This window comes from Drouetiella sp. (assembly GCF_059504425.1).
Map to the genome: position 1 here is coordinate 74,988 of NZ_JCACIN010000013.1, position 7,033 is coordinate 82,020.

The 7,033-nt window shown below is 50.2% G+C and carries 6 protein-coding genes; 3 read left to right on the top strand and 3 right to left on the bottom strand.

The annotated features are described in order from the left end of the window. The first annotated feature begins 251 nt into the window (after positions 1 to 251). The gene (locus tag AC5JMP_RS02920) at positions 252 to 3,083 is read left to right on the top strand and encodes a bluetail domain-containing putative surface protein (RefSeq protein WP_495849924.1); all 2,832 of its coding nucleotides are present in this window, start codon (positions 252 to 254) and stop codon (positions 3,081 to 3,083) included. A 234-nt stretch (positions 3,084 to 3,317) separates the two neighbouring features. After that, positions 3,318 to 3,887: a Uma2 family endonuclease gene (locus AC5JMP_RS02925; protein WP_495849925.1), complete on the top strand. Its 570-nt coding sequence runs from the start codon at positions 3,318 to 3,320 to the stop codon at positions 3,885 to 3,887. A 37-nt stretch (positions 3,888 to 3,924) separates the two neighbouring features. Here AC5JMP_RS02925 and ruvC read toward each other — a convergent pair whose 3' ends face one another. Both ruvC and AC5JMP_RS02935 read right to left on the bottom strand, forming a co-directional pair. Beyond that, entirely contained in the window at positions 3,925 to 4,416 is a 492-nt protein-coding gene (gene ruvC / locus AC5JMP_RS02930) for a crossover junction endodeoxyribonuclease RuvC (RefSeq protein WP_495849926.1), read from the bottom strand. A gap of 109 nt (positions 4,417 to 4,525) precedes the next feature. Beyond that, a complete protein-coding gene (locus AC5JMP_RS02935) occupies positions 4,526 to 5,482 on the bottom strand; it encodes an NAD-dependent epimerase/dehydratase family protein (protein ID WP_495849927.1) in 957 nt (318 codons plus the stop codon). Between AC5JMP_RS02935 and AC5JMP_RS02940 the strand changes: the two genes are divergently transcribed. Continuing rightward, positions 5,481 to 5,654 (top strand): hypothetical protein, encoded by a 174-nt coding sequence (locus tag AC5JMP_RS02940; protein WP_495849928.1) that lies wholly within the window; start codon positions 5,481 to 5,483, stop codon positions 5,652 to 5,654. The genes AC5JMP_RS02935 and AC5JMP_RS02940 overlap by 2 nt on opposite strands. 448 nt (positions 5,655 to 6,102) lie before the next feature. On the opposite strand, the gene AC5JMP_RS02945 is transcribed toward AC5JMP_RS02940, so the two are convergent. After that, positions 6,103 to 6,639: an HNH endonuclease gene (locus AC5JMP_RS02945; RefSeq protein WP_495849929.1), complete on the bottom strand. Its 537-nt coding sequence runs from the start codon at positions 6,637 to 6,639 to the stop codon at positions 6,103 to 6,105. Positions 6,640 to 7,033: the final 394 nt, after the last annotated feature.

The following is a 7,033-nucleotide window of genomic DNA, read 5'->3' on the forward strand; positions in this document are numbered from 1 at the left end:
CTACTTCTGTCTCCAAGAATGATTCGTATTGGCGACAGTAATAGCCTCTATCTGTAAGCGCAGTTCGCCCTGTATCTCATCTCCTCGCTCGCTTGCACAAGCATGAGCGCCAAAATTTTCAGTCTCAGCAGAGAGCTGATGCCTTCTCTGCCACAAATTCCAATGCCGCTATTTCGCAAATCGACGCTGAGCGCTAGATGCACAGCGAAATTTGCCTACTCATTCAGAAAATTAACCCAGGAAATTTCATCATGTCGGAATCTTCTACAAAGAACAAGTCCCTGGGAATTGGTTTGGGAGAAGTCACTTACTATTCTACACAACTGCCGCTTATCGATCTATTTAAGACTGCGCGGAGCTGGTTTACCCAAAGCGATACTCAATGGGATACCGATGAAGGGAAGCGCCTAGATCTTGATCAAGATGGGTGGGTGCGATCGCTTCCCAGCGTCTCAAAGTCCGACACTACAGATGCTCCAGCCTACAGTAAGGTCGCCACTTTGCTGACGCGAGATATGGCAAATGTCCATCGCTCAGGTCGCTATGTGGTGATGTATGAAGGCACAGGCAAGATTGACTATAGCTTTGATGCTACCAAAATAGAATCTGACTCTGTGACGGGTCGAGATGTGCTGCAAGTGGATAGCAGCAGAGGCAACGGTATTTATCTCAAGATTACCGAAACCGATCCTCAAAAAACGGGAGACTACATCCGCAACATTCGGATTTACAACGAAGAGGACTTGTCGCTCGTAGAACTGGGCGCACAGTTCAATCCAGAATTTGTTGACAATATCAAGTCCTTTGGCACGCTGCGCTTTATGGACTGGATGCACACTAACAGCACTGGACAAGGCGTTTGGAGCGATCGCCCTAAACCTAGCGACATTAACTGGACTGACAAAGGGATGCCTGTAGAGATAATGGTGGCACTCGCCAACGAAACCGGAACCTCTCCCTGGTTTAATATGCCTGTAGCCGCCACAGATGATTACATGGCGCAGTTCGCAGCATATGTGCGTGACCATCTTGATCCCAGCCTCAAAGTCCATGTCGAGTTTTCCAACGAGGTTTGGAACTGGCAATTTCCCCAGGCTCACTACGCGCAGGATCAGGCTGAAAAGCGCTGGGGCAAAGACCTAGCGGGTGGCGGCGGCTGGATGCAGTGGTACGGAATGCGCACGGCGCAAATGTCAAAGATTTGGAAAGATACCTTTGGCGATGCTCAAGATCGAGTGGTTTCGGTGATGAGTACCCAGTCGGCATGGAGAGGGCTGGAAGAACCGCTGCTCAACACGCCTGCCTGGGTGGCAGAGGGCAATGAGCCAGCCTACAAGTCGGTGGATGAGTATGCGATTACGGGCTACTTTGGCGGCGATCTGGGTACGCCCGAAAATGTGGACGTGGTGCGATCGTGGCTTTCTGAACCTGACGGCGGATTTAGCAAAGCCTTCCAGCAGTTACAGTCGGGCGGTTTGTTGCCCACCCATGATTCTGTGGCTGATGCGATCGATCGGTTCAAATATCACGCCGATGTTGCCCAAAAGCATGGGCTAAATTTGGTGGCTTACGAAGGTGGACAGCATCTAGTCGGCATTAGCGGTCTAGAGAATGATTCCAAGCTGACGCAATTTTTTACAGACCTGAATCGCCGTCCCGAAATGGGAGAGCTTTATAAACAGCTCCTCGAAGGCTGGAAGCAGGCTGGCGGCACGTTATTCAATCCCTTTGTAGATGTCTATGCTTCTAGCAAGTGGGGCAGCTGGGGCGCGTTAGAAAAAGTCGATCAGGTCAGTTCGCCAAAATACGATGCCTTGATGAACTTCATCAATACCCACGATCGCTGGTGGAATGAGCCAGTTTCCGGTATCCAGGTCGGCAGCTTTCAGCGGGGGACGATCGGGGATGACATCCTCAACGGCACCGACGACAACGACACGCTGCTGAGCGGGGCAGGCAATGATCAGGCGCAGGGAGGATTAGGGGACGATCGCCTCCATGGTGAATCCGGCAATGATAACCTAGAGGGCGGCATGGGCAGCGATCGTCTAGCAGGCGGCAATGGTGACGACATCCTCTTGGGCAGCGCTGGGAACGACATCCTCTTGGGCGGTGCAGGAAATGACATTTTGGATGGCGGCGCAGGTCAAGATGTGTATCTGTTCGACTCCTGGAATGAATTTAAGCCCGAAGACTTGGGTGTAGATTCTTTGAAGTTTGAAACTGGACAGGATCAAATTGTCTTAGATCCCAACACCTTTACGGCAGGGCGATCGTTTGCCATAGCCGCCAGCGATGAAGACGTTGCTGCCAGCGCAGCGGTGATTGGCTACAGTCGCGCTACGGGCAACCTGTTCTATAACCCCAACGGTAGCGACTCTGGACTGGGCACAGGCGGACAAATTGCTGCGCTGAGCGACAAGCCTGAGCAGATCAGCGTCAGCTTTGCAGCTGATTATATGGCAACGGAATCTGTTTCGGATGCTCAGCACCCAGTTCAGCAGACCTCGCAATCCGCCTCGCAGCCTCAAGCCTCGGTCGGTCTTAGTGGAGGTAGCAGCGGCACTCGCAGTAAGACGCAACTGGACAAACTCACGGGCAGCGACAAACTCACGGGAACCTCCCAACCCGATCGCCTGACCGGAACTCCAGGCAACGATCGCTTTATTTATGCGGGTGCTACAAAAGCCGAAGCTTTGGCAAAATCGACTTCCAAAGCAACCGATCGGATTATCAGGTTTGACGCTAAAGCGGGCGATCGGATTTGTCTAGATTTTGACAACAATCTCACGACAATCGATTTACCCAAGAAATTATTCAATGCGGGTGAACAGAGCGGCAGTTTGGGGAACGCGCTACGCAATGCCTTTGCTGACAAAGATCCGTCAACGCCTGGAAAACAAAAGTTAGCAGCCAACGAAGCGGTTTTACTGCAATGGCAACGTAAGACTTTTCTGGGTGTGAACGATCATCAGAGCGGTTTTTCACGCGATCGAGATTTAATGATCGACGTTACGGGGATGAAAATGATATCTGGAGATGCCAGCTCTGGAGCGCTGCCCATAAACCATTATTTTGCATAATAGCTCTGACTTTCGGAGTAAGCTTTAGAGCGAGTTAATACCAATTTAGTATGAGACTGCACATAAATTTGCATGAAGCACATCGTTTAATTCTCGCAAGATTATCGCGCGAGAATTAAACGATGTTTACTTCGTCTACTTCTGAGTTGCTACTAGTCGCTAGAATAAGCATAAGAATACCTAAAATCCTTACAAGAAAAGCTCTGAGTTATACAAAAAACAGGAACGCAGGTAATGACAGCTAGTAAAAGCTATGCCTACTTCACACCCGAAGAATATTTAGAAATTGAGCGGATTAGCCTCATTAAACATGAATATCTTCAGGGTCAAATCGTGGCAATGGCAGGTGCAAGCAAAGCACACGTGATTGTGACAGGCAACCTCTCCGCCCTGTTTGTCAATCATTTACGCGGTACAGGCTGTATTTCCTATGCCACGGACATGAAAGTTCGCTTACCTGCGCTCAATCTCTTCTACTATCCTGATTTGGCCGTCACTTACGACGATCGCGATCGCCTCTCCAGCGAAGATTTTATTCTGCATCCTCAGCTGATTATTGAGGTGCTATCCGACTCAACAGAAGCCTTCGATAGAGGTGAGAAATTTGCTAATTACAAAACAATTGCAGAACTTGAAGAATATGTTCTGATTCATCAAAACCAAATTTTAGTTGAACAGTTCCACCGCCATGACAACTTGTGGATTCCGCAAGTCTATCGAGCGGGAGACACGATCGAATTTTCTAGTATTAATCTTTCGTGCCCGATCGCATTACTCTACGAAAACGTTGCACAGTTGCTGTAATTTTTTGAGCACCTCGTCTGAAACTTAGCCTAAAAACCTAACACTGAAACCATGCCGCTAGCGCGATCGCCAAAGCATCAGCAGCATCGTCAGGTCGGGGAATCGTAGGGAGATTTAGCTCACGCGCGACGGCTTCCTGCACGTCCTTTTTGTCTGCATTGCCGTAGCCCGTCAGCGCCTGCTTTACCTGGGCTGGCGTAAATTCAACAAACGGGACGCGATATTGCGCCAACACCAGCATCACCACGCCTCGCGCTTGTGCCACCGCGATCGTGTTCCCCATTTTGTAGAAAAACAGCTTCTCGATCGATACCAGATCGGGCTTGACGATCTCTAAAAGGCTATGCAGGTCGTCATAGATCATGCAAAGGCGATCGCCTGTCGCGGTATGGGCGGGGGTCTGAATCACCCCAAAGTCCAAAGTTGACACCACTTCTGGCTGCTCACGTCCTTGAGAGGCTTTGCACAAAACCGCCCCAAAACCCAAGATTGCCAGTCCTGGATCTAAACCTAAGATGCGTTTCTCCATACTAAAGCTGAGCAGTTTGAGCTAAGGACTGAATTCACCGTACCTAACTGTACTCAAAATGTACTCAAAATGTACTAACTGAGTTGCGAATTTCAGTATGGCCCCTCATTTACCGCTTCAACGACTCTCGTAGGGTATCCTCAACCGATCGCGGTTGCCAGCCTAGCTCGCGTCTTGCCTTGGCGGCATCAATGCGCACACAGCGATCGTAGATGTAATGCACCCGTTCGCGGCTGATGGGCGGCTGCCAGGAGAACAGACGACCGAGGGGTTCTAGCAGATTTCCAGCCAGACGCACCAGGAGCTTTGGCGCTTCTAGCGGCACAGGAACACCTGTTTCCTGACTCAAAAAATTGAACATCTCACGGGTAGAAAGCTCCCCAGCCGAAATGATGTAGTGTGACCCATTGGGCGCTTTCTCGGCTGTTAGCAGCATCGCCGTTACCAAATCATCGACATGGACAAAGCCCGTAATCCGATCGCCCCCTGCCCAAACTTTGAGCTTGCCCTGAAGAAACGCATCCAGCACTTTGCCAAAATGCGGGTCGTCGGAGCCAAAGATGCCAGCAGGCATAACGCTCACTACGGGCAGACCTTGAGCGGCAGCTTGATCGACAAGCTGTTGTGCCAGATACTTTGTGCGATCGTATGCCGAAGAAAACCCTGTCTGGGTGCGCTGGAAGGTTTCATCAATCACCTTGCCCTGCGTATCGCCATACACGCCGATCGTACTGCAATAAACCAGCTTGGAAATCTTTGCGGCTTCGGCAGCTGCCAGCACGGCACGAGTGCCCTCAACGTTAACTTGCTGCATTTTTGCCGCATCCACAATGCCTAACTCGACATAGGCAGCCGCATGGAAGACGGTATCAACTCCCTGCATGGCGGTTTCAAGGGCGGAGCGATCGCCAATATCCCCATAGGCTAGCTCAACCTCGCAGCCCCGCAATCGGCTCAGGTCGCTGCTCTGGCGCACCCATGCCACCACCGTATCGCCCCGCTGGACGAGCGCCTTCACCAGATGCGATCCGGTAAATCCTGTCGCCCCTGTCACTAAAGCCTTCATGTCCGTTCCTCAATGCGTTTCTGCGTCATATCAATGGATGCGATGCACCTATAGTTTGTTGCGCGACTGCAATGCCATTGCAACCCAATACAATGCCATTGCAACCCAATACAATGCCACTGCCACCCGGTACAATGCCACTGCAACCCGGTACAATGCCATTGTGACCTGATGCAATAGTAATGTAAGTTGCTGCAATGCCAATGCGACCCTCTGCAATAGGATTGTGACCTGATGCAATGGCAATGTAAGGCTCGATCGCTATGAAGTTGGGGGGAGAGGGAGCGATCCCTCCCTCTCCTCATTCTTAGGATCGTGGATTAAATAATCTGCACAACTGATCTGCTGTAGGGGCTTAAGCAATGGCACCACGGAAGGGCATTGTCCATTTTTTAGAGATATTAGCGATCGCCCAGTAGATATAGCCCTACGTAATTGAGTTAGGACGAGTTATTTTTTGAGAGCCGCGCGGAGCGCGGCTCTCAAAAAATAACTCATGTGGATCCAAGCGCGTAGCGCTATAACCTTCAGCAGCTTGTCCCATTGCTCATGAGCAGTTTGCTCAACATCCTTGGTGGAACAACCAGAGCGGAGACTTTGCGATCTACTTGAGCCTATATCTACTGCTCTTGCTCCCGCCAAAACTGCTCTGCAAAAGCGATCGCTGGATGCATCGGAGCCTTGGGCTTTGTCTTTAGAACCATGCCCGTCTCAAATAAGAGGCGATCGCTCTTCTTGTTGTTGCAGGTTTCACAGGCAGTAACCACGTTGTCCCAAGTATGCAAGCCACCCTTGGATCGAGGAATAATATGATCGATCGTCAGATTTTTGGCGCTGCCGCAGTATTGACAAACGTGATTGTCTCGGCGCAAAAGCTCTCGACGGTTGACAGGCGGTACTTTCCAAATCCGCTCAGGGTTACCCATAGTCAACCGGATATGTTCGGGCACATACAGGATTAAGTTGGGCGATCGAACCTGCCAAACTTTGCTGCTACTAAAATCCAGCGACTCTGCCTGACCATTGACCAATAGCGTTACAGCGCGTCTAATGTTAACCCGCGCTAGAGGCAGGTAATTCCTGGAGAACACCACCACTGAGTTCTGCAACACGGACGGCATTTGGGGCGGCTCTTGAGTCTGCTGTTGATCTTGCATAAGCGACGTCATCTCGAAAAATTAGCTTTCCTAATCTCCTATGCCCAACCAGGTCAAGAAGTGCGGCTTCTTTACCCTAATGCAGGTATCTAGCTCGAAACTGTACGATCGTTACCTTACATATCCCTCTAGGTTAGCGCTACGCCTTTAGTCAATGTCGGCTTCCTCACAAAAACCTGCAGTATCAACTTTGACCATAAGCATTACCTATGAATTGCATTAGTGAATCTGTTCTTATTTCTCTTTACATTCCTTAACAAAACCGCCTATATTGAACCTCATAGATACCTGTCCAAATACATTTCTCGACAAAGCACTAATTAATCATGACAACTACTCTACAAAGACGCGAAAGCGCTGACCTCTGGTCACGCTTCTGCGAGTGGGTCACCTC